This window comes from Sorangium sp. So ce119 (genome assembly GCF_051524405.1).
Lineage (GTDB): Bacteria > Myxococcota_A > Polyangia > Polyangiales > Polyangiaceae > Sorangium > Sorangium cellulosum_G.
The window spans coordinates 10,310,569-10,330,657 of the sequence record NZ_CP150310.1 but is presented as its reverse complement, the minus strand read 5'-3'; the positions used below and the strand labels follow the sequence as shown (position 1 = coordinate 10,330,657).

The following is a 20,089-nucleotide window of genomic DNA, read 5'->3' as shown; positions in this document are numbered from 1 at the left end:
TCTTCGTCCTCCCGGCGGCCTTGAAGCCCTGGCACGGCGCTTGCGCGGTCATGGCTCGTTGGCTCGGATTGGCCACGAGCAAGGAGCTCACCATGTCCATCCCTCCATCCATTCACGGTTTTCTCGTCCTGTTGTCCGCCGCCTCCGCCCTCGCGGCGGCGGGCTGCGTCGCCGACCCGTCGTCCGATGCGGGCGAGCCCGTCGGTGATAGTCAGCAGAGCTTCGATGAATGGAAGGCCAGCCTCCCGCGCGATCCGAACGACGGCGCTTATCTCGTCGACGGCGACATCGGCGTCCACGACGACGTGACCCTGAAGGAGCTCTCCGCCGAGCGCCGGCAACCGGGGGCGCTCATCGTCAACAGGCGCGACGACGGGAGCGATGACCGCTGGAGCGACGAGCAGAAGATGAACCTGACGTACTGCGTCTCTCCGCGCTTCGGCGACGATCACGACGCGGTGGTCGCCGCGACGCGGTCGGCCGGGTCCACCTGGGCGGGCGCCGCCGCCGTGCGCTTCGTCTACCAGCCCGGCCAGGACGAGGCCTGCGAGTCCGAGGAGCACCCCGTGCTGTTCGAAGTGGTCCCCGCGAGCGGCGCCACGTACAACGGGCGAGCCTTCCTTCCGAGCATGGTCGCGCGGGGGTATCACCAGGTCTTCCTCGATCTGGAGAACATCGCTCGAGCCGGCGCGAAGACCCTGACCGGGGTCCTCCGGCACGAGCTCGGGCACGTCCTCGGCTTCCGGCACGAGCACGTTCGGCCGGAGGGCAACGGCGCCTGCACCGAGCGCCCCGCCTGGCGGGCGCTCACGCCTTATGATCCGGCCTCCGTGATGCACTACAACGCGGCGAGCCGGTGCGAGGGCACCAACGGGGGCGACTACGTGCTGACCTCGCTCGACGAGGCAGGGGCGGCGAAGCTGTATGGCGAGCCGATCTCGGCCGGACTGCGGGCGCGAGCGCCTCGCGACGACTCCGCTTTGCCTTCCGAGGAAGACTGAGGTGAGCAGCTGGGGACTGGATGAGAGGCAGCAAGCTGATGGGCAAGACGAACATGCATCACGGTCGTGTCTTGATCCCGACCGCCCGCGACAAGAGGACGCGAGCGCCGTCGATGGCGGCGCCGGCGCTCGAGCGCACCGAGCAAAGGCCGCCGAGCATCGCGCGCGAGGTGAGGCGGCACGGCACGCGGGCGCCCGCCCGCGCGCTCCGCGAGCGCAGGCCCCGCGAGCGCAGGCCGCGGCTCGCCCGCGATGTGAGCGAGGCCGTCGGCCATGTCCCGTTCGTCCGGCTGAACCGCCTCGGGGAGGTGTGCGAGCGACACGACCTGTTCCTCAAGCTGGAGTCGTGCAATCCCGGCGGCAGCATCAAGGAGAAGAACGCCGCGTACCTCATCAAGGAGGCTGAGGCGCGAGGGCTGTTGCGTCGCGGCGGGACGATCGTCGAGTCGAGCTCGGGCAATTTCGGCATCGGTCTCGCCATGGTCGGGGCGGCCCGGGGCTACCGCGTGATCATCGTCGTTGATGCCAAGACCGCCCCGCCCATGCGGCGTATGCTCGAGGCCTACGGCGCGGAGCTCATGGACGTACCGCTCTCTGCGATGGATGCGCACGGATCCATGCAGGTGGCTCGCATGAGGAAGGCCGCACAGCTCGCCGGAGAGATCCCCGGCGCGTGGTACCCTTGCCAGCACCTCAATCCTCTGAACCCCGAGGCCCATGCGCTCACCACGGCGCCCGAGATCGAGGAGGCGTTCAGCGGCGCGCCGGACGTGATCGTGCTGGGCATCAGCACGGCTGGCCAGCTCGCCGGGGTCGCGAAGTTCTTCCAGCGCTGGTACGCTGGCATCAAGCTCGTCGGCGTCGACGTGGCCGGCTCCGCCATCCTCGGGACGCCGCGCCATCCGTACAAGATGACCGGGCTGGGCCTCTCCTTCGTCCCGCCCAGCTTCACTCCGGCGGCGCTGGATTCCGCGTATTCGATTCCAGACCAGATGGCCTTCTCCGTCTGTCACGCGTTGGCCAGGAAGGAGGGCCTGCTCCTGGGAGCGTCGACCGGCGCGATCGTGGCCGCTGGCCTGGCCTACGCGGCGCCCCTCGCGCTGCGCCAGCAGGTCGTGCTCATCAACCCTGACCGCGGCGATCGGTATCTGGAGACCGTCTACAACCGGGAATGGCTCGCCGCGCAGGGGATCGAGATCCTGGAGGAAGATGCCCTCATGGCGGCGATCCGGAGGCTCGAACCGGTGTCCCGAGAGAGAATGGTGGAGAACGCGCGGCATGAGCGAGCCTGAGGAGACGGCGATGACGGTCCGGTCCCTCTGGGCGCAGTTCCTGCCACTGTCGCTGAGCGAGGTGACGATGGCGGCCGGCGAGCCGCTCATCACAACGACGCTCGCCCACCTCCCGGAGGCCCGGGTGAACCTGGCAGCTGCCGGTGTGGCGAAGTCGCTCGCCGTGTTCTTCGAGAGTCCGATCATCATGCTCCTGCACGCCTCGAACGCGCTCTCGGCCACCATGGCGTCCCGGAGGGCGCTCTTCCGCTTCATGATGATCGCCCTGGCGGTCCTGACCGGGGGCCTCTTGCTCCTGGCTTCGCCGCCGTCGTTCGCCCTCTTCGGGCGGCATGTCTTGCGCCTCGACGGCGCGATCGGCGAACGTGCGCAGGTCGTCCTGCTCCTCTTGATCCTCTGGCCAGCCGCGATCGGATGGCGGCGCTACTTCCAGGGCCGGCTCATCCGCGCCGGCCACGCCAAGCAGGTGGGCCGGGCGGGCCTGGCGAGGCTCGCCGTCGTCGCCGCCGTGCTCGCGGTCGGGTTCGCGACCGGCATGCCGGGCGCCTGGCTCGCGGGCACGGCGCTCATCCTGGGCGTGATCTCCGAGGCGCTGATGGTGACGGCAGCGGCCAGGGACCTCGGCGCAGCTCACGCGCCGCAAACCGAAGACGCACGCGACCTCCCGACGGATGTCGCCGGCGTCTTTCGGTTCTACTGGCCGCTCGCCAGCTCCATGCTCGTGGTCTGGGGCGGGCGCGCGATCCTCGTGGCGCTCGTGGCCCGCGCCAGAGATGCGTCCGTCGCGCTGGCTGCCTGGCCCGCCGCGTGGGGTTTCGTGCTCTTGATCGCCAACACGACGCGCATGGTCCAGCAGGTCATCATCCGCAACCGCGACCAGGCGTCGGACGGCCTCCTGGTTCGGTTTGCGCTGAGCGTCGGAGCACCCTGTACACTGCTCCTGCTCGGCGTGGCGGTGACGTCGCCTGGGCGGCTCTTGCTGAGCGCCTTCATCGGACATGACGCGGCCATTCTGGCGGGAGTATTGCCCGTCGTCCTCCTTTGCTCCGTCGTGCCCATGTTCATCGCGCTCCAGAACGCGGCCCAGGGGTTCCTGATCAGCGAAGGTCGCACGAGCCGGGTCAACGTTGCGACATGGCTCGGGACGACGGTCCTTCTGGGCGCTGCTGCCTTCGGGATCCGAGCAGAGATGCCCGGCGCCACGGCGGCCGCGGTGGCCATGCTCGCGGCCCTCGCCGCCGAGCTCCTGTGGCTGAGCCTCGGGCTGCGCCAGCGCGCCCAGCAGGCTCAAGCACGCTGACCGGGAGGCGCTCTCGCCCCCATGCCTCGAGCGAACCCGCCCGCCGGCATCCCCGGTGCTGCGCGGTACGTTTTCGCGGTGCTGACGTCCGGCGATCCTCGTCAGCTTCGAAACCGATGGGCGACCTCCACCAGGGCGCTCGCCAGACGGTCGACGTCATCGACGGAGGTATACAAGGCAGGGGTCACCCGCACGCAGTCCCCCTTCGCGATCCCGCCGCGGCGCACCGTGAAGATCCGGTGCGTGTCCATCAGATGATCGGCGATCGCCACGTTGTCGGCCTCCGAGGTTCGCCCGGCTATCCGGAACGACGTGATCGCCCCGTACATCTCCGGGTCGTCCGGGGTCAGCACCTCGACGTTGCCGATCTGCTTCACCCGGCTCACCCAGCGATCCCGCAGGTAGCGTAGCCGGGCCTGCTTGACCGCAGCGCCCAGCGCGAGGTGACAGTCCAGCGCGACCGGCAGGGTGAGGGAGGGGGCGATGTCGACCGTGCCCGAGTGAACCCGGGAGCGCACGTCGTCTGCCGGGTAGAGCTCATCGGCGAGGAAGGGGTCGATGTCGGCCATCCGACCCTCGCGGATATAGAGGAAACCGACGCCGAGCGGCGCGCTGACCCACTTGTGCAACGAGAATCCAACGAAGTCCGCGTTCAGGTCGCCGTTCGTGAAGTCGAGCTGACCCCAGGAGTGGGCCGCGTCGACGATCACGTCCACGCCGGCGTCCCTGGCCATGGCGACGATCTCGCTCACGGGCACGACGAGGCCGGTGCGATTGTTGATATGGGTGAGCAGAAGCAGCTTGACCCGTGGGTGCTCGTGCAGCGCCCTGGCGTAGGTGTCGAGGACAGCCTGCCTGGTCGGCGGTTCCGGGATCGAGATGGTCACGACATCGACGCCGCGTCGATCGCGCAGCCAGTTGAAGGCGTACTGGCAGCTGTAGTAATCGAGGTCGGCGTACATGACAGCGTCCCCGGGCCGCAGCCGGTTATAGCCCGCGATGAGGTTCTGCAGCGCCTCGGTGCCGCCCCGGGTGAGCGCGATCTCCTCCTTCGACACGCCCGCCACAGCGGCGAGCCGCTCGCGGACCCGTTCGACCTCGTCCTTGTAGGTGGTGCGCAGCAGGCAGGAGCTCGACTCGTTGAGCCGCCTGGTGTTGCGCAGGTACTCACGGTACACCGGCTCAGGCATGATTCCATAATAGCCGTTTTCTAGATTGGTGAAATCCGGGTTCACCTGGTACTGGCGAGCGACCCTGCGCCAGAACCGCTCGTCCCGCGCCAGTGCGATCGGGTCGCTCCCCGCCGGCGCGGCTACGGGGGCAGGGTCCCCCGCCTCGATAGGAGCTGCACGGCACGCTCCAACGGTGGTGGCGACCGTGGCGATTTCAGCGAACAAGCGACGCCGGGATAGGGTCATCCAACTCCTCCATTCAATCCGGAATGGCTGCGTTCGGGCGCCGCCGCGGCGCAGCCGCCATGTCCGTATCTCTTGCGCCTGAGCTCGGTCGGGCCCCTCGGCGATGCGCCTGCGCAACCCGGTCTGTCGCTCTGGGCAGCGGTTCAGTGGTTACGAGGGCTACCTGAACACGCCTGCTGTAACCGGTGTGGTTACTCTGTGAGTGTACGAGCACGCGAGCAAAGGCGCCACAGCTGCGGCGTCTCGACCGGTCGAGGACGCTCTCCGCGGGCCACGCGCTGGCCGATGGGACGCCGTTCCCGAGGGGGACAGGGGCGGCACCGCATTCGCATGGGCGGTCTGGTCCCCTGACACTGGAGGATACCATGGTTCCGAGTCCGCATTCACGACCGATCTCTACCGATGGGGCGCGCGCCACGCCTCGTGAGCGCCGCGCTCCTTCGTTGCGTCCGCTGCACCGAGGCGCTGTCGATGGGCGAGGGCACAGCTCACGTCCAGGCCGTCTGCTCGCCGCGCTCGTCCTCGCGGGGGCCTCTGTCCTCGTGACCGCGTGCAGCAAGTCGTCCCCGGGCGCTCACGACGGCCACACGGCGGGCGGCGGAGAGACGGCCTCGGCGCCGTTCGATCGGCAGTTCATCGACATGATGACGCCTCACCACGAGGGCGCCGTGATGATGGCCATCACCGCACAGCAGCGGGCCGAGCACGCCGAGCTCAAGGCGATGGCCGACGAGATCATCTCGGCCCAGAACCAGGAGATCAGCCAGCTCAAGAGCTGGCGCGAGCAGTGGTACGGGAGCGCAGAGACGCCGCCCGTGGACGAGATGCCCATGCTCGAGGGCGTGGAGCACGGCGCGATGATGGACATGGCGAGGCAGAACGAGGAGCTGAAGACGGCGGAGCCGTTCGACAGGGCCTTCATCGACGCGATGATCCCGCACCACGAGATGGCGATCGACGCGGCCGAGGTGGCGTTGCAGAAGGCCGAGCACGCCGAGATCAAGACGCTCGCCTCCGGCATCATCGAGGCGCAGCAGCGGGAGATCGACCAGATGCAGGCGTGGCGCGCGGCGTGGTACCCGGAGGAGTAGCGGCCGCGCCGGCAGGCCGGGGTAGTGCAGTCATTTGAACATGAAGGCGGGAAGGCGGGAAGAAACCTGAATGATCTTCCCGCCTTCATGTGGAATCTCTCTGAGCACATGACCGCAACACCGGCGCCGGGACGAGGCGAGCCTCGACGAGGAGGAGCAGGTACGGCTACATCGGGCAGGGCGGCGTGACCGAGGCGGTCACACCCGCCCGCTGAGCCCGGGGGGCGACCGCCGGGCGAGGCGCGCAATCGGCGCGCGCCGCGCACGCCCTGCGCCGGCCCGGCGGGCGGCACCCGCGGCAGCAGGCGGCGACAGGCGGCGACAGGCGGCGAGCGGGCGGCACACCCCGTGCTCTGGTCGCGGGCATGAAGTCGCGACTGTTCGCCGCCCTGCTCGCGCTGGCGTCGCTCGGCGGCGCGCAGGCCGCGCGGGCCGACGAGCCCGGGCTCGACGCGATCGTCGCCGACGTGCTCGCCCGGAACCCCTCGCTGCGCGCGGGCGCGCTGCGGCGGCGCGCGTTCCAGGACGAGGCCGCGGCGGCCGGCGCGTGGCCCGATCCCGCGGCCAGCGTGATGGTCGATCGCCTCCCGATGGGCGCGGAGATGCCCATGATCCGGTACGAGCTCTCGCAGATGGTCCCCTGGCCCGGGAAGCTCGAGCTGATGCGCCGGGCGGTGGAGCAGCAGGAGAGCAACGCGGCCGCGGAGCTCGCGGTCCGCCGGCTCGACCTGCGCCTCGAGGCGAAGCGCGCGTACTTCATGCTGCTCCGGAGCGCGAAGCGCAGCGAGGTGACCCGCGCGGCGCGCGGCCTCGCGGTCCAGATCGCCGGCGCGGCGCTCGGGCGCTACGCCGCGGGCCAGGGCGGCCACCACGACGTGGCGCGCGCGCAGGTGGAGGTCGCGGCGATCGACGTGGAGCTCGTCGACCTGGAAGGCGAGCGCGCCGCCATGGTGGCCATGCTGAACGCGCTCAGGGACCGGCCCGTCGACACGCCGATCGCCGAGCCGACCGGCGCGCTCTCCCCGATGCCATCGGCCGGGCTCGCGGCGCTCGTCGGCCGGGCCGGCGCGGCGCGGCCCGAGCTCGCGGGGATGGCGGCGATGCGGGCCGAGGCGCAGGCGATGGCGGCCATGGCGCGCAAGGAGCCGTACCCGGACCTCATGACGGGCGTCTGGCTCAACCAGAACATCGGCGCCGCGCCGTCGTTCGGCGCGATGATCGGCGGCACGATCCCGCTCTTCGGCGCCGCAAAGCAGGGGCACCTCGCCCGCGCCTTCGACGCGCGCGCGGACGGCGCCGCGGAGGACCGGGCGGCGATGCGCGCGATGATCGCGTCCGAGGTCGCCGGCGCCTGGCACCGGGCGCAGGCCGCGGCCCGGCAGATGGAGCTCCTGCGCGCGGTGGCGCTGCCGAAGGCACGCGAGAGCTTCGAGGCCGCGATCGCGGGCTACGGCACGGCGGCGGCGGACCTCGTCGCCGTGCTCGACGCGCGGCGCGCCCTCCAGAGCGCGGAGCTCGCCGTCGCCGAGGCGGCGGTGCGCCGCGAGATCGCCCTCGCAGAGCTCGAGCGGGCCGTGGGCGGGCCGCTCGGTGGAGATGGACAATGAAGCGGACTCGTTCGATCGTGCTCACCGCCGCGGTGGCGCTGCTCGGCTGCAACGCCCCCTCGACCGACGACGGGCACGCCGCGCACGCGGCCCCGAGCGCCGCGCCGACGCCGGTCGATCCTCACGCCGGTCACGGGGCGCAGCGGGCCGAGCCCGCCGGGGGCGATCCCCACGCCGGTCACGGGGCGCAGCGGGCCGAGCCCGCCGGGGGCGATCCCCACGCCGGCCACCGGGCGCCCGCGGCCCAGCCCGCCGGGGGCGACCCCCACGCCGGCCACGGGGCGCCTGCGGCCCAGCCCGCCGCCGCCCGCGCCGGGGAAGGCGCCGCGACGCCGATGAGCCCGGCGGGCTACGCCCCGGTCTCCCTGGACCCGGCGCGCCTCGGCGGCCTGGCGCTCAGCACGGCCGTGGTCGAGTCGCGGGAGCTCAAGCGCCCGCTCCGCACCGTGGGCGTCGTCGCGCTGGACGAGACGCGATCGGCGCACGTGCACGCCAAGGTCCGCGGCTTCGTCGAGCGCGTCGCCGTCGACTTCGTCGGCCGCAAGGTCTCGGCGGGGCAGGCGCTCTGCTCGCTGTACAGCCAGGAGGTCTTCGCGGCAGAGCTGGAGTTCGTGGCGCTGCTCGAGCGCGCCGCGGGAGCGCCGGCTCCGGCGGGCGAGCTCGCGGCCGCGGAGCGGCGCGCCCACGAGCAGCTCCTCGCCGCCGCGCGCCGCCGACTCTCGCTCTGGGACGTGCCGAAGGCGGAGATCGCGCGGCTGGAGGCGACCCGGCAGCCGCAGCGCACCTTCGCCCTCACCGCGCCGCGCGCCGGCGTGGTCGTGGCGAAGCAGGCCGTGGACGGCATGTTCGTCGAGCCCTCGCTGGAGCTCTACACCATCTCGGACCTGTCCCGCGTCTGGGTGCTGGCCGACGTGTACGAGCGCGACGTGCCCCACGTCCGCGCCGGGGATCACGCGCACCTCCACGTCGAGGGGCGCGAGGGCGCGCTCCACGCGCCCGTCGCGTTCGTCCCGCCGACGGTGGACGAGGCCACCCGCACGATGAAGATCCGGTTCGAGCTCGACAACGCCGACGGCTCGCTCCGGCCCGGCGCGTTCGTCTCCGTGACCATGGATCTGGCGCTCGGCGAGGGGCTCTCGGTCCCGGAGAGCGCGGTGATCCGGACCGGCACGCGCGCCATCGCCTTCGTTGTCCAGGGCGACAGGGCCGAGCCGCGCGAGGTGAAGCTCGGCCCGCTCGTCGGCGATCGCTACCGGGTCGACGCGGGCCTGTCCGCGGGAGAGCGGGTCGCGACAGGGGCGCAGTTCCTCCTCGACTCCGAGAGCCGACTCCAGGCCTCCAGCGCGCCCAAGGGCGGCCATGTCCACTGAGCCGCCGCGCCGCGACGACGCGCCGGCGGCGCCGCTCGGCGTCATCGCGCGCCTGATCGACTTCTCCGCCCGCAAGCGGCTCTTCATCTTCCTCCTCGCCGCGGCGCTCACCGCCTTCGGGCTGTTCAGCGCGCGGCGCTCCCAGCTCGACGCGCTGCCGGATCTCTCGGACACGCAGGTCATCGTGGCCACCGAGTGGATGGGCCGCAGCCCGACCCTCATCGAGGATCAGGTCACCTATCCCGTCGCCACGTCGTTCCTGGGCGCGCCCGGGGTGAAGACCGTCCGCGGACTCACGATGTTCGGGATGAGCTTCGTCCACGTCGTCTTCAAGGACGGGACGGACATCTACTGGGCGCGATCGCGCGTCGTCGAGCAGCTCGCCAAGGTGAAGGACAGCCTGCCCGAGGGCGTCACGCCGCAGATCGGCCCGGACGCGACAAGCGTGGGGTGGGTCTATCAATATGCCCTCGTCGACGAGCGCGGGGAGCACAACCTCCAGGAGCTGCGCTCGTTCCAGGACTGGCACCTTCGCTACTGGCTCCAGGGGCTGGAGGGCGTCGCCGAGGTCGCGAGCGTGGGCGGCTTCGAGAAGGAGTACCAGATCCAGGTCGACCCGGCGCGGATGAAGGCGCGGGGCGCGTCCGTGGGGCAGGTCGCCGCGGCCGTCCGCGGGGCCAACACCGAGGTGGGCGGGCGCGTGATCGAGATGGCCCAGCACGAGTACGTGCTCCGCGGCCGGGGCTACGTGCGCGGCAGGGAGGATCTCGAGGAAGCGGTTGTCGCGACCGACGCGCGCGGCACGCCGATCCGCGTCCGCGACGTCGCCGACGTCACCGTGGGCGGCAACCTCCGCCGCGGCGTGGCCGAGCTCGACGGCCGCGGCGAGGTCGTCGGCGGCATCGTGGTGATGCGCCACGGCGAGAACGCGCTCGACGTCATCGATCGGGTGAAGCGCAAGATCGAGGAGGTGAAGGGCTCCCTCCCGCCCGGCGTGGAGGTCGTGCCTGTCTACGACCGGAGCGAGCTCATCGCCGGCTCGGTGAAGACGCTCTCGACCAACCTGGTCCAGATCCTGGGCGTGGTCATCCTTGTCATCTTCGTCTTCCTCTTCCACCTGCGCTCCGCGCTGGTGGCCGCCATCGCGCTCCCGGTCGCGACGGCCGCGACGTTCATCGCCTTCTATGCGCTGGATCTCTCGATCAACATCATGTCGCTCGCCGGGATCATCCTGGCGCTGGGCGACATGGTCGACTCCGCCTGCGTGCTGGTCGAGGACGCGCACCGGAAGATCGAGGCGGCGGAGCGGGAAGGGCGCGAGATCCCGCGCGCGGAGATCGTCATCGGCGCCGCGCGCGAGCTCGGGCCGTCGATGTTCGGGGCGCTGCTCGTGCTCACCATCGCGTTCTTGCCCGTCTTCACCCTCGAGGGCGAGGAGGGCCGGCTCTTCCGGCCGCTCGCCCTGGCCAAGACCTTCTCGATGGCGTTCGCGTCGCTGTTCTCGGTCACGCTGGTGCCCGCGCTGATGGTGACGCTCCTGAGGGGCCGGATCACGCCGGAGGCGCGGAATCCAATCAACCGCCTCTGCATCGCGGCCTATCGCCCCGTGCTGCGGGCGTGCCTGCGCCGCCGCGGCCTCGTCATCGCGGCCGCGATCGGGCTCATGGGGGCCACGGTGTACCCGATGTCGCGCCTGGGATCGGAGTTCATGCCGCCGCTCGACGAGGGCGACCTGCTCTTCATGCCGGTCACGGTGCCGGGCATCCCCATCGCCGAGGCCCGGCGCCTCCTGACCTGGCAGGACGCGCAGATCCGGAGCGTGCCCGAGGTCGAGCGCGTGTTCGGCAAGGCGGGCCGCGCCGAGACCGCGCTCGACCCGGCCCCGCTCTCGATGTTCGAGACCGTCGTCCGGCTGAAGCCGAGGAGCGCGTGGCGGCCGGGGATGACGCACGAGAAGCTCGTGGCCGAGCTCGAGCAGAAGACGGCGACCCCCGGCGTGCAGGGCGCGTGGACCATGCCGATCAAGGCGCGGATCGACATGCTCGCGACAGGGATCCGGACGCCGATCGGGCTCAAGGTCTTCGGGCCGGATCTCGAGGTGATCAGCAAGATCGACGACGACCTGGAGCGCGCGCTCAGGGACGTGCCCGGGACGCGGAGCGTCTATGCGGAGCGCGAGCTCGGCGGCTTCTTCCTCGACATCACGCCCGACCGGCAGGCCATCGCCCGGTACGGCCTCAGCGTGCGCGACGTGCTCGACGTGGTGGAGAGCACGATCGGCGGCATGGATGTCGACACCCTCTTCGAGGGCCGCGAGCGCTACCGGGTGAGCGTGCGTTATCCGCGCGAGCTCCGGGACAGCATCGAGGCGCTGCGCGACGTGCCGGTCCCGGTCGCCCCGCTGTCGCCGCGCCCGCTGCCGGTCGGGAGCGCCCCGGCGGCGATGGGCGGCGCGGCGTCCGCGGCCTTCGGCGGGGGCATGGCCGCGGGCGGCATGGGCGGCGATCCGATGGGGGGCGCCCCCTCGCCGGCCGAGATCGCGCGCCTCGCCGCCGGCGGGGGCGGCGCGATGGGCGGCGGCGCGATGGGCGGGAGCGCCGCCATGGCGAGGGGCCCCGCCGAGGGGCCGGCGCGCGCGGCGTCCGTCCCGCTCGGGCAGCTCGCCAGGATCGAGACGGTCATGGGGCCGCCGATGATCAAGAGCGAGATGGGCTCGCTCACGGGCTGGATCTACATCGACACCTCGACGAGCGACGTCGGCGGCTACGTGGAGGCGGCGAAGGTGGCCGTCGCGCGGGAGGTCGAGCTGCCCCCGGGCTATTACCTCAAGTGGACGGGGCAATTCGAGCTGCTCGAGCGCGTGCGCGAGCGACTCGCGTACATCCTGCCGCTCACGCTCGGCATCGTGTTCGTGATTCTTTACCTGAACTTCGGCGGAGCGGCGCAGACGCTCCTCGTGATGACCGGGGTGCCGTTCGCCGCCGTGGGCGCGATCTGGACGCTCTACGCCGCCGGATTCAACACCTCGATCGCCGTGTGGGTCGGGATGATCGCGCTCCTCGGCGTCGCCGCCGAGACCGCGAGCGTCATGATCGTGTATCTCGACGAGGCGTGGACCCGGGGGCGTGAAGCCGGCACGCTGGCGAGCGTCGACGACCTCATCCAGGCCTCGCTCGAGGCGGGCGCGAAGCGCGTGCGGCCGCTCCTGATGACGGTGCTCACCAACGTGTTCGGCCTGCTCCCGGTGCTGCTCGACGATGGCGTCGGGTCCGACGTGGCCAAGCGCATCGCCGCGCCGATGTGGGGAGGGCTGGTCTCGCTCACGCTGCTGACGTTGCTGGTGATCCCCGCGATGTACGTGGTGTGGAGGGGCTCCCAGCTCCGCCGGGCCGCGCCCGCGGCGCCGCCGGCTCTCGCTCCAGGGGCGGCGGCGGAGCACGCCGCGCAGGGCTGACGGCGCCGCGCAGCGACGCTCCGGCGGCGCGGCGGCTGGCTCAGGGCACGCTGTGGTGTCCCGCGCCGGCCGCCCCGCCCGGCCGCATCTGCGCGGCCTGCTGGCACGCGGCGGCGCAGTGGCGGCAGGCGTCGGCGCAGGCCTTCATCTGCGCGTCGCCCGCGAACCGGTCACAGCTCCGGGCGCAGCGCTCGCAGATGTCCGCGCACGCGGCCGTGACCTGGTTGTGCTGCGGCGAGGCGCGCAGCAGCATCGTCCCGGTCGTCTCGCAGATCTCGGCGCAATCCTGCAGGAGCTGCATGTGGGAAGGCTCCACGTGGGGGCCTCCCATCTGGAGACAGTGCTGGATCGACTGGACGCAGATCGACTGGCAGTTCTGGGCCTCGGTGGCGGTGTCCTGGAAAGCCTTGCTCAGGGTCGTCCCTTTGTGGGCCATGTGTCCCTCCCTTATTTCAATGATACTTCTCGGTGTCCTTTGAGCTCATGTCCTGCATGCTCGCCTGACATGACGCCGGCCGGCGAGTCGACAGGCTTGCCCAGTTCACCAGGTTCGTCATGTCGGAGCGCTCCGTAACCACGGCTCGGACGAAGGACGAACGAGCTCCGATGTCGCGGATGCGTTCGCGCCATACCGCCCGCCGGTGCGTCTGCGGTGCTCACCGAGCGCCCGGGCGAGATCGAATGCAGATTGCCTTGGACCAGGGGACGAACGCCGGGGCGCTTGTAACCGGCACGGTCACATCGACGCGCCTGCTGGAACCGGCGGAGCCGGTGTCACGGGGAGCGCGCTGGCGCGCATCGCGCGGACCGCGGCGCAGCCGGGCTCTGCGGGGCGGGCACAGCGCACGCGGCCGGACGGACGCGGCGGCGCCGGCGGGGTGTAATGAAGCGGGACGGCTGCGTCTTCGGGGGTGAGCGGCCAGCGGGTCGCCGGAAGGAAGACACCATGAAAGAGACCATCCTCCACGTCGACGGGATGAGCTGCCCGTCCTGCATTCGCCACATCGACAGCGCGCTCCGCGCGCTCGACGGCATCGCCAAGGTCGAGGTGCGCCTGCGCGAGGGCACCGTCGTCGTGCGGCACGACCCGGCGAGCGCGTCCGTGGACGCGCTCGCCGAGGCCGTGCGCGGGGCCGGCTACGACGTGCGCCCCCGCGCCGCCTGAGGGCGCGCGGCGCCCGGGGCTCGTGGCCGGGATCTGCGGAATTGCCCAGGACATCCGGGAGGCCGGACGGAGATCGCGTATTCAGGAAACGGCTGGATAATACGCATATCCTGGAGCTCCGACGAGCTCTTGCTCCCCCGATCCTCCTACGGTGTCCAGCCGTGAGCCGCTACCACCGTGAGGCGTGAGCGCTAGGATGAGCTCATCCCGTATGCCCGTCCATGCCATCCGAATCGAAGAGCGCCTCTGGTCGAGCGCGTCGCCGCTCCGGAGGCAGGAGTGGCGCACGATCACGACCGACATGGTCTCCGGCGAGCCGCCCTGGCCCTCGCGCGAGCCGTGCACCCTGATCGCCGGCTACGACGACAGACACCTCCACTTCGTCTTCACCGGAAGCTCCCGCTCGGATGACGCCCTCGCCGTCGCGCGGGCGGACATCGCGCCGCTCGTGAGCGAGTACGCGGACCTCATCAAGAAGCTCTCCGGGGGCGATTTCCACGCCGCGCACATCGAGACCCTCGATATGGCCAAGCGCGTCGTCCACGACGCGGGCGCAAGGCGGATCGGCGCGCTCCTCCCCGACCTGAGCCCGAGCTTCGAGACGCGCCGCCGCTTCTTCTCGCTCGTCGTCTCGCTCACCGTCGACACGACGCGGCTCGGGCCGCTCACACCGCATCTGCACGACTCGAGGCGCGCGCGGTAGCACGGGAGAACCGGCGCGAGCCTCGCCCCGCCGTCAGCACATCGACGACGTGCAACCCCGGACAGGCGCGGGTCACCTCGCGCGCGCCGCCTCGCGCTCGATGACGAACGCCTTGAGCGCGCGGGCGGGGGGCGACAGCACGGTGCCTTTGGGGTGAATCAGCGAGAACGGCCGGCTCGCCCCTCGGAACGGCGCGAGCACTTGCACGAGCGTGCCGCGCGCGACGTCGTCCTCGACCAGGAAGTCGTACGTCTGCACGAGCCCGACGCCGGCGCGCGCGAGCCCGATGGTGCCGAGCACGTCCTCCGAGCACCGGTAGCGGGCTTCGGGGACGAGCGAGGTCGGGCCAGGGTGGAAGACCCACGGGAGCGCCCGACCCGAACGCGGCATCTGGAACGCGATGCACGTGTGCTTCTCGAGATCCGAGGGCGAGCGCGGCGCGCCGTGCCGGGCCAGGTAGCTGCTGCTCGCGTAAACGCCGAGCGCGAAGTCGCCGAGCTTGCGGGCCACGAGCGTCCTGTCGGCGATCGCTCCCATGCGGATCGCGAGGTGGTGCCCCTCGCGGACGAAGTCGACGTTCTGGTTCGACACGTGGATGTCCACGCGTATGCCGGGGTAGCGCTCGCGAAACACGCCGAGCGCCGGGAGCAGACGGTGGTGGCCGTACGTCGTCGGGACGCTGATGCGTACGAGCCCTTCGGGGGAGGAGCGCTCGCTCGCGAGCTCGCGCTCACCCGCGGACAGGAGCGCGAGCGCCTGGGTGCACAGCGCGTAGTAGCGGCGCGCCTCGTCGGTCGGCGCGAGGCTCCGGGTGGTGCGCCGGAAGAGCGTCACGCCGAGCCTGCGCTCGAGCCGCGCGACGCTCCGGCTCGTCGCCTGCGGCGTGACGGCGAGCAGGCGCGCGGCGCGGGTGAAGCTCCCCGTCTCGTAGGTGCGGCAGAACGCCTCGACGTTCGGGAGCGTACCGGCGAGCGACGGCGCGACCATTCTCAACACGCTAGTACAAATGCTTCGCCCTGGCGTCGTCTACCCGGCGCGCGCCGCAGCGCCTACGAGTTGGGCATGACCGATCCGGATCGTCGCCCCGGGCGCCGCGCGGCGTTGACCACGCTGCTCGCCGCCCTGTGCGCCTTCTCATCCGGGTGCGCGGGCGGCGCCACGCCCGACAGCGCTCACCCAGACCAGGCTCAATCCAAGGAGAACCAGATGACCCAGCGCGTGCTCATCGCCATGACCAGCCACGACGAGAAGGGCGCCACCGGGCAGCCCACGGGCGCCTACCTGCCCGAGATCGCGCACCCGTACGCCGAGTTCACGAAGGCGGGGCTCGCCGTCGACTTCGCCTCGACGCGCGGCGGCCGCGTGCCGCTCGACGGCGTCGACGACGCCGACCCGGCCAGCGCTCCGTTCCTCGACGGCGGCGCGCTCGCGGGGCGCGTTCACGACAGCCTGCCGGCGGCCAGCGTCGACCCGTCCCGCTACGCCGCGATCTTCTTCGCCGGCGGGCACGGCACGATGTGGGACTTCCCCGAGAACGAGGCGTTCGCGCGCGTCGCCGCGAGCATTTACGAGCGCGGCGGCGTCGTCGGCGCCGTGTGCCACGGGCCCGCAGCGCTCGTGAACGTGCGCCTCTCGTCCGGGCAGCACCTCGTCGCCGGCAAGGCGGTGAGCGCGTTCACGAACGAGGAGGAGCGGGCGGTGAAGCTCGACGCCGTGGTGCCGTTCCTGCTCCAGGATCGGCTCGTCGAGCGCGGCGCGCTCTTCCAGCCTGCGGCGCCGTGGCAGAAGCAGGTCGTCGTCGCCGAGCGCCTCGTGACCGGGCAAAACCCTGCGTCGGCCGCGGGCGTCGCCGAGGCGATGGTCCGCCTGCTCCACCCCGCGGCGCGTTGAGGGGCCGGCCGCCCGCGGGGCGCGCGAGGAGGGATGAAGGCCTCGGCGCCCGATGTATCCTGCGGCCATGAGCGCCACGCCTCGCCAGAGCCTGATCCGCCGGATCACAGAGACGCGAGCCCCTGCGGCGGCCGTGTTGATCCGCATCGCCGTGGGCAGCGTCTTTCTGTCCGAGGGGATCCAGAAGTTCCTCTTCCCCGCCGAGATCGGCGCCGGCCGCTTCGCGAAGATCGGCCTCCCCTCGCCGGAGATCCTCGGCCCCTTCGTCGGCGCCGTCGAGATCGCCTGCGGGTCGCTCGTCCTCCTCGGCCTCGCGACGCGCCTCGCCGCCGTGCCGCTCATCGCCACCATGCTGGTCGCGATCGCGTCGACGAAGGTCCCCATCCTCGTGAAGCGCGGGTTCTGGGCGATGGCGCACGAGTCGCGCACGGACTGGGCGATGCTGCTCGGGGCGCTGTTCCTGCTGATCGTCGGCGCGGGCCCCCTCTCGCTCGACGCGCGGCTCGCCCGGCGGGGCGCCTCGCGGCCCCCGCGCTAGGGCCGGCCGCGCCGCCGGGCACGGCCCGTCACGATCACCCGCAGCGTGCGCGCGTCGCCCCGCGCCCTGCCCGCGGCGCCCGGGCGCGCCTCACTCGCCGCCCGCCGGCGCGCCGGCCTCCGGCCGGCCGAGCAGCGCGTCCAGCTCGGCCTCGCCCCGGTCCTCCGCCGCCTTGCTCCTGCGGCGGCGCAGCCACTCGGCCGCGTCGTCGAAGAGCGAGTAGGCCACCGGCACCGCGAGCAGCGTGAGGACGAGCGAGAGCGACTGCCCGCCGAGCACGATCGCCCCCGTCGTCCGGTTCTGGCCCGAGCCGACGCCGCGCGAGAGCACGAGCGGGATCATGCCGGCGACGAAGGCGATCGTCGTCATCAGGATCGGCCGGAGCCGGTCCTTGTTCGCCTGGAGGATCGCCTGGAGCCGCGGCATCCCCTCGGCCCGCAGGTGGTTCGTGTGATCGATCTGGAGGATCGCGTTCTTCTTCACCACGCCGAAGAGGACGAGGAGGCCGAGCCCCGAGAACAGGTTCAGCGACTGGCCGAACAGCTTCAGCGAGATCAGCGCGAACGGGACCGTGAGCGGCAGCGAGAGCAGGATCGTCACCGGGTGCAGCCACGACTCGAACTGCGCCGCGAGGATCAGGTACATGAACACGAACGCGAGGCCGATGACGACGACGAAGCTCGTCGCCGTGCTCGCCGTGTTCTTCGAGCTCCCCACCGCCTGCGTGGAGTAGCCCGCCGGCATCCGCTGCTCGGCGACGATCCTGTCGAGCGCCGACTGCACCGCCGTGTCGCCGACGCCGGGGGCGGAGTTCGCGCTGATCGTGATCTGCCGGCGCCGGCCGAGGCGGCCGATCGAGGAGGGCCCGCTGTCGGGCTCCATCGCGACGACGCTGTGGAGCGGGACGGCGCCGTACCTGGACGAGGGCACGGTGAGGAACGAGAGGCTCTCCGCGTCGGCGCGGTACCTCGCGTCGGCGCGCATGCGGACGTCGTACTGCTCGCCCGCCTCCGAGTACGTCGAGACCTTGAGCCCGCCGACGAAGAGCTGGAGCGCGCCGGCCACGTCGGCCACCTGGACGCCGAGATCCGCGGCGCGGTCGCGATCGATGGTGGCGCGGAGCTCGGGCTTGCCGACGACGAGGCTGTTGTCGACGTCCACGGCGCCGGGGACCCTCCGCAGCTCCTCGGTGATGCGCGCCGCGTACTCCGCCAGGCGGTCGAGATCCGGGCCCTGGAGCGCCACCTGGATCCGCCCCGTCGACTGGCCGCCGGACGAGATCGCCTGCACCTCGCCGGCCGTGACGCGCAGCTCGGGCGGCAGCTTCGCGAGCACCTCCTCGCGCGCCCTCTGCATGATCTGGAGCTGCCCGAGCGCGCGCTGCTCCGGGTCGACGAGCATCACGTAGATCTTGGCGACGTTCGAGGCCTGCTGCTCCCCCTCGCCCACCGTCATCAGCGTGCTGGTGACGCCCGGGAGCCGGCGCACGTCGTCGGCGATCCGCTCGGCGATGAGGCGGGTCGAGGTGAGGCTCGTGCCCTCGGGCGCGCGCATCGTGATCTCGAACTGCGCCTGATCGTCCTCCGGGAGGAAGCCGGCGGGCAGCGTCCTGGCGACGGGGAGGCACGAGCCGAGCGCGGCCGCGGAGGCGACGACGACCACCCAGCGGCGCCGCATCACCCACGCGAGCGCGGCCATGTAGGCGCGCTCGATCGGCCGGTAGAAGACGTCGACGGCGCGCTCGAGGACCGAGGGCGCCGCGCGCTCGCCGTGGCGCCGGTGCCCCGAGAGCCACCGCGCGGCGAGCGAGGGGGTGAGGGAGAAGCTGACGATCAGCGAGACGCCGATGGCGAAGGCCATCGTGAGGCCGAAGCTCTTGAGGAAGCGCCCCACCATGCCGGGCATGAACGCGACAGGGATGAAGACCGCCATGAGCGAGAGCGTCGTCGCGAGCACCGCCATGCCGATCTCCCGGGTCGCCAGGACGGCGGCCGGGAACGGCTTCATCCCCTTCTCGTCGATGTAACGGACGATGTTCTCGAGCACGACGATGGCGTCGTCGATCACGATGCCGACCGCGAGCGCGAGCGCGAGGAGCGTGAGGAAGTTGAGCGTGAAGCCGGCGAGCCACATCACCGCGAACGTCCCGATGACCGAGATCGGGATCGCGAGCGCCGCGATGAGCGTGCTGCGGGCGTTGCCGAGGAAGAGGAGCACCACCACGGCGGCGAGGAGGGCGCCGAGCACGAGGTGCTCCTTCACGGCGGCGATGCCGGTGCGGATGACCCGCGAGCCGTCGCGCACGACCTCGATCTTCGTCCCCTCGGGCAGCGCGCGCTGCACCTCGGCGAGGCGCGACCGCACCTCGTCGACGACGGCGACGGTGTTCTGGCCCGACTGCTTGACGACCGAGAGGAGGACGGTGCGCCGGCGGTCGAGCTGGGCCCACGTCTTCTCCTCCGCGCGATCGTCCTCGACGCGCGCGACGTCGGAGAGGCGCACCGCGCGCCCGTCCTTCTCCCGCAGCACGACGCGGCCGAGGGCCTCGGGCGAGTCGACGCGCCCCATCACGCGCAGCGTGAGGTCCTCGGGGCCGGTCTCGACGCTGCCGCCCGGGGTCATCAGGTTCTGCGCCGCGATGGCGCGCTGGACCTCGGCCGCGGTGATCCCCTGCGCCCGCAGGGCGATCGGGTCGAGCCAGACGTTGAGCTGCCGGCTCTGCGCGCCGATCAGGGTGACCTGGCCGACGCCGGAGATGCCCTCGATCTGCCGGCGCACCTGCTTGTCGGCGATCTCGCTGAGGTCGCGGATCGGCAGGTCCGACTCGACGGACACGAGCAGGACCGGGGCCGCGCCGAGGTCGATCCGGCTCACGATCGGCGGGTCGATGCCCTTGGGCAGGCTGGGCAGGACGGCGTTGATCTTGTCGCGCACCTCCTGGGCGGCGACGTCGGCGTCCTTCTCCAGCTCGAAGCCGACGACGACCTGGCTGACGCCCTGGGTCGACGTCGAGCGGAGCTCCTCGATGCCGCTGATGGTGTTCACCGCGCCCTCGATCCGGTCGGAGATCTCGGCCTCGACCTCCTCGGGCGCGGCGCCGTCGAGGCGCGTCGTGACGACGACGTACGGGACGTCGATGTCGGGGAACTGGTCGAGGCCGAGCCGGGTGTACCCGGCCGCGCCGACGACCACGATGATCAGCATGAGGACCGACGCGAAGACCGGCCTCTTGACGCAGACGCGAGCGAGCCACTGCATGA

At 71.7% G+C, this 20,089-nt stretch carries 15 protein-coding genes; 11 read left to right on the top strand and 4 right to left on the bottom strand.

What is annotated here, in order from left to right:
* The first annotated feature begins 92 nt into the window (after nucleotides 1–92).
* From WME76_RS39120 to WME76_RS39110, 3 genes are read left to right on the top strand one after another with little or no spacing between them, the layout of a single operon-like run.
* On the top strand, nucleotides 93–1,001 hold the full coding sequence (locus WME76_RS39120) for a hypothetical protein (RefSeq protein WP_437957247.1): 909 nt from the start codon (nucleotides 93–95) through the stop codon (nucleotides 999–1,001).
* A gap of 20 nt (nucleotides 1,002–1,021) precedes the next feature.
* A complete protein-coding gene (locus tag WME76_RS39115) occupies nucleotides 1,022–2,293 on the top strand; it encodes a cysteine synthase family protein (protein ID WP_437957246.1) in 1,272 nt (423 codons plus the stop codon).
* On the top strand, nucleotides 2,280–3,593 hold the full coding sequence (locus tag WME76_RS39110; RefSeq protein ID WP_437957245.1) for a hypothetical protein: 1,314 nt from the start codon (nucleotides 2,280–2,282) through the stop codon (nucleotides 3,591–3,593). Before WME76_RS39115 ends, WME76_RS39110 begins: the two co-directional genes overlap by 14 nt.
* Nucleotides 3,594–3,694: 101 nt before the next feature.
* Here WME76_RS39110 and WME76_RS39105 read toward each other — a convergent pair whose 3' ends face one another.
* The gene (locus WME76_RS39105) at nucleotides 3,695–5,011 is read right to left on the bottom strand and encodes an aminotransferase class V-fold PLP-dependent enzyme (RefSeq protein WP_437957244.1); all 1,317 of its coding nucleotides are present in this window, start codon (nucleotides 5,009–5,011) and stop codon (nucleotides 3,695–3,697) included.
* Between the two features lie 542 nt (nucleotides 5,012–5,553).
* Here WME76_RS39105 and WME76_RS39100 point away from each other — a divergent pair.
* From WME76_RS39100 to WME76_RS39085, 4 genes are all read left to right on the top strand, one after another.
* Nucleotides 5,554–6,102, top strand: a complete 549-nt coding sequence (locus tag WME76_RS39100) for a DUF305 domain-containing protein (RefSeq protein WP_437957243.1) — start codon at nucleotides 5,554–5,556, stop codon at nucleotides 6,100–6,102.
* A 365-nt stretch (nucleotides 6,103–6,467) separates the two neighbouring features.
* On the top strand, nucleotides 6,468–7,709 hold the full coding sequence (locus WME76_RS39095) for a TolC family protein (RefSeq protein WP_437957242.1): 1,242 nt from the start codon (nucleotides 6,468–6,470) through the stop codon (nucleotides 7,707–7,709).
* On the top strand, nucleotides 7,706–9,079 hold the full coding sequence (locus WME76_RS39090; protein WP_437957241.1) for an efflux RND transporter periplasmic adaptor subunit: 1,374 nt from the start codon (nucleotides 7,706–7,708) through the stop codon (nucleotides 9,077–9,079). Before WME76_RS39095 ends, WME76_RS39090 begins: the two co-directional genes overlap by 4 nt.
* Nucleotides 9,069–12,533, top strand: coding sequence for an efflux RND transporter permease subunit (locus tag WME76_RS39085; protein WP_437957240.1), 3,465 nt, complete (start codon nucleotides 9,069–9,071; stop codon nucleotides 12,531–12,533). The genes WME76_RS39090 and WME76_RS39085 overlap by 11 nt, the downstream gene beginning before the upstream one ends.
* A gap of 40 nt (nucleotides 12,534–12,573) precedes the next feature.
* On the opposite strand, the gene WME76_RS39080 is transcribed toward WME76_RS39085, so the two are convergent.
* The gene (locus WME76_RS39080) at nucleotides 12,574–12,969 is read right to left on the bottom strand and encodes a four-helix bundle copper-binding protein (protein ID WP_437957239.1); all 396 of its coding nucleotides are present in this window, start codon (nucleotides 12,967–12,969) and stop codon (nucleotides 12,574–12,576) included.
* 510 nt (nucleotides 12,970–13,479) lie between these two features.
* On the opposite strand from WME76_RS39080, the gene WME76_RS39075 reads away from it, so the two are divergent.
* Nucleotides 13,480–13,698, top strand: coding sequence for a heavy-metal-associated domain-containing protein (locus tag WME76_RS39075; protein ID WP_437957238.1), 219 nt, complete (start codon nucleotides 13,480–13,482; stop codon nucleotides 13,696–13,698).
* A 211-nt stretch (nucleotides 13,699–13,909) separates the two neighbouring features.
* A complete protein-coding gene (locus WME76_RS39070) occupies nucleotides 13,910–14,401 on the top strand; it encodes a UPF0262 family protein (protein WP_437957237.1) in 492 nt (163 codons plus the stop codon).
* A 72-nt stretch (nucleotides 14,402–14,473) separates the two neighbouring features.
* On the opposite strand, the gene WME76_RS39065 is transcribed toward WME76_RS39070, so the two are convergent.
* On the bottom strand, nucleotides 14,474–15,388 hold the full coding sequence (locus tag WME76_RS39065; protein WP_437962205.1) for a LysR family transcriptional regulator: 915 nt from the start codon (nucleotides 15,386–15,388) through the stop codon (nucleotides 14,474–14,476).
* Nucleotides 15,389–15,463: 75 nt separating this feature from the next.
* Here WME76_RS39065 and WME76_RS39060 point away from each other — a divergent pair, with 75 nt between their 5' ends.
* Together WME76_RS39060 and WME76_RS39055 are read left to right on the top strand one after the other, a co-directional pair.
* A complete protein-coding gene (locus WME76_RS39060) occupies nucleotides 15,464–16,291 on the top strand; it encodes a type 1 glutamine amidotransferase domain-containing protein (protein ID WP_437957236.1) in 828 nt (275 codons plus the stop codon).
* A gap of 67 nt (nucleotides 16,292–16,358) precedes the next feature.
* A complete protein-coding gene (locus WME76_RS39055; protein WP_437957235.1) occupies nucleotides 16,359–16,829 on the top strand; it encodes a DoxX family protein in 471 nt (156 codons plus the stop codon).
* Between the two features lie 90 nt (nucleotides 16,830–16,919).
* Here the strand turns inward: WME76_RS39055 and WME76_RS39050 are convergent, their stop codons facing one another.
* Complete coding sequence (locus WME76_RS39050; protein ID WP_437957234.1) at nucleotides 16,920–20,087, bottom strand: efflux RND transporter permease subunit; 3,168 nt, start codon at nucleotides 20,085–20,087, stop codon at nucleotides 16,920–16,922.
* Between the last annotated feature and the right edge of the window lie 2 nt (nucleotides 20,088–20,089).

Bases quoted from the DNA above. Each gene is read 5' to 3' on its own strand.
- WME76_RS39120 (WP_437957247.1), top strand. From the start codon at position 93: ATGTCCATCCCTCCATCCATTCACGGTTTTCTCGTCCTGTTGTCCGCC.
- WME76_RS39115 (WP_437957246.1), top strand. From the start codon at position 1,022: ATGAGAGGCAGCAAGCTGATGGGCAAGACGAACATGCATCACGGTCGT.
- WME76_RS39110 (WP_437957245.1), top strand. From the start codon at position 2,280: ATGAGCGAGCCTGAGGAGACGGCGATGACGGTCCGGTCCCTCTGGGCG.
- WME76_RS39105 (WP_437957244.1), bottom strand. From the start codon at position 5,011: ATGACCCTATCCCGGCGTCGCTTGTTCGCTGAAATCGCCACGGTCGCC.
- WME76_RS39095 (WP_437957242.1), top strand. From the start codon at position 6,468: ATGAAGTCGCGACTGTTCGCCGCCCTGCTCGCGCTGGCGTCGCTCGGC.
- WME76_RS39090 (WP_437957241.1), top strand. From the start codon at position 7,706: ATGAAGCGGACTCGTTCGATCGTGCTCACCGCCGCGGTGGCGCTGCTC.
- WME76_RS39085 (WP_437957240.1), top strand. From the start codon at position 9,069: ATGTCCACTGAGCCGCCGCGCCGCGACGACGCGCCGGCGGCGCCGCTC.
- WME76_RS39080 (WP_437957239.1), bottom strand. From the start codon at position 12,969: ATGGCCCACAAAGGGACGACCCTGAGCAAGGCTTTCCAGGACACCGCC.
- WME76_RS39075 (WP_437957238.1), top strand. From the start codon at position 13,480: ATGAAAGAGACCATCCTCCACGTCGACGGGATGAGCTGCCCGTCCTGC.
- WME76_RS39070 (WP_437957237.1), top strand. From the start codon at position 13,910: ATGCCCGTCCATGCCATCCGAATCGAAGAGCGCCTCTGGTCGAGCGCG.
- WME76_RS39065 (WP_437962205.1), bottom strand. From the start codon at position 15,388: ATGGTCGCGCCGTCGCTCGCCGGTACGCTCCCGAACGTCGAGGCGTTC.
- WME76_RS39060 (WP_437957236.1), top strand. From the start codon at position 15,464: ATGACCGATCCGGATCGTCGCCCCGGGCGCCGCGCGGCGTTGACCACG.
- WME76_RS39055 (WP_437957235.1), top strand. From the start codon at position 16,359: ATGAGCGCCACGCCTCGCCAGAGCCTGATCCGCCGGATCACAGAGACG.
- WME76_RS39050 (WP_437957234.1), bottom strand. From the start codon at position 20,087: ATGCAGTGGCTCGCTCGCGTCTGCGTCAAGAGGCCGGTCTTCGCGTCG.